This is a genomic window from Peribacillus sp. NPDC096448 (genome assembly GCF_044762675.1).
GTDB lineage: Bacteria > Bacillota > Bacilli > Bacillales > DSM-1321 > Peribacillus > Peribacillus frigoritolerans_B.
Genome location: NZ_JBIWEU010000057.1, coordinates 1 through 1,764 on the forward strand (window position 1 = coordinate 1; position 1,764 = coordinate 1,764).

Below are 1,764 nucleotides of genomic sequence, written 5' to 3' on the forward strand. Positions count from 1 at the left end.
TTCCAAGGGTATAAGGGTCTGATGCTTTCTCTATAAGTAACTTTATTATTTTATCTACTTCTTGCTCTCCTTTGTCTATCCAGTAACTCCAGTTTACATCTGTTAAAATAGCACCTACATTTGAACCTATAAGCTCCAAACTTTCAAATCCTTGTGATTCCATAAACGGTCTGATTTCTTCAATATTAAAGTAATATGAACCTGTAAAACGCCCTTCATCTGCATGATTAAAAGAACCTGATTCACCAAATTGAATAATAGTATCCATATTATCGTTTGGTTTCCACTTCTCAGGATTTAGAAGTGAAGAAAGTATGTGTCTGATTCTAGGCATAAATGCCACAAAAATAATTCCATCCTTTTTTGTAACTCTATTTAACTCTTTTACTGCCTTAATACGGTCAATTTCTTGCTGCAAATGATACATAGGACCAAGCATTAATGATGCGTCGAACTGTTCATCTTTAATCATATTAAGTGCTCTTGCATCAGCTGTATAAAAACCATTAAATTGTCCTTCTAAATGAAGTTCATTTGCCTTATTTTCTGCAATTTCAACTAATTTTGGCGTTAAATCGGTTAGTGTTACCTTATAACCTTCTTTAGCAAGCTCCATAGAGTATTTTCCAGGTCCAGCACCATTATCCAGCACATATCCCGTTTTTGGCATATATTTTCTTATATAGTGCCAATTTACTTGGAATTCTATCGGTTCACGATCAAGCCTTCCCCACTCATCAAATTGATTGTAATAGCTAATTATCTCACTCATAAATATCACCTATATTCTATGTTTTTTACTCCTTTAATTCGATTAAAAAATCTTTAAACCTTTCTTAAACTAAACTGCCCCTTTAGTTCCACAAGAAAAAGGTTGCCGCAGCAACCCTTTGTTAAACTAACGCACCTGTTAGTTCAAGATCTTTATTTGACTTGACTACCCATCAAAATATCCTTTAACTGGCTTACACTTTTGACAATATGAGTAGGGTTAGAATGACTTAGTTCTTCAAATGAACCATATCCATAAGTTACTCCAATAGAGTTAATTCCAGTGTTATTTGCACCAATAATATCGTGCTTCCTGTCGCCAATCATAATAAAGTCACTAAGCGTAAATTCCTTGTACTTATTTAGTATGTATAGAATTATTTCAGTTTTTGACGCTCTTGTTCCATCAAGGTTACTTCCGACAATAAGTTCAAAATATTGGTCAATATTAAAGTACTTTAGTATTTGTTCAGCAAATACAGTAGGCTTTGAAGTTGCTACAACTAAAGTAAATTGTTGTTCTTTTAACGATTTCAATAGTAATGCAATATTTGAATATAGCTCATTCTCAAACATTCCCTTTTCCTTAAACCTCTCCCTATATAATTCAATTGCTTTTTGTGTGTGTTTCTCGTCAAAATCGTAATATTCAGCAAATGAAACTTGTAGTGGTGGACCAATAAAACATTCAAGTTTATCAATGTCAGGCTCAACAATGTTCATTTTTTGTAATGCATATTGAACCGATTTAGTTATTCCTATCTTGGGGTCTGAAAGTGTTCCGTCTAAATCAAATAAAATTACTTTGTATTTATCCATATTAAACTCCCTTATTAAATCTAATAGTCACCCTAATTTTACCACAGTAATTACAAATAAGTTCCAACTCTTGTTGAAGTAACCTCCCTCAATAAACTAAACACAATCTCACGATTGCTCTAGAATTCACCGGATTTCATAGTCATATCATTAACCATTATCATTGTAAGCTTG

Annotated in this window: 2 protein-coding genes; both read right to left on the reverse strand. The window is 32.8% G+C overall.

What is annotated here, in order from left to right:
• The coding region (locus ACIQ0C_RS27125) for a class I SAM-dependent methyltransferase (RefSeq protein ID WP_403065990.1) at positions 1 to 772 on the reverse strand (772 nt) is incomplete at its 3' end.
• Positions 773 to 924: 152 nt separating this feature from the next.
• A complete protein-coding gene (locus ACIQ0C_RS27130) occupies positions 925 to 1,590 on the reverse strand; it encodes an HAD family hydrolase (RefSeq protein ID WP_403065993.1) in 666 nt (221 codons plus the stop codon).
• Positions 1,591 to 1,764: the final 174 nt, after the last annotated feature.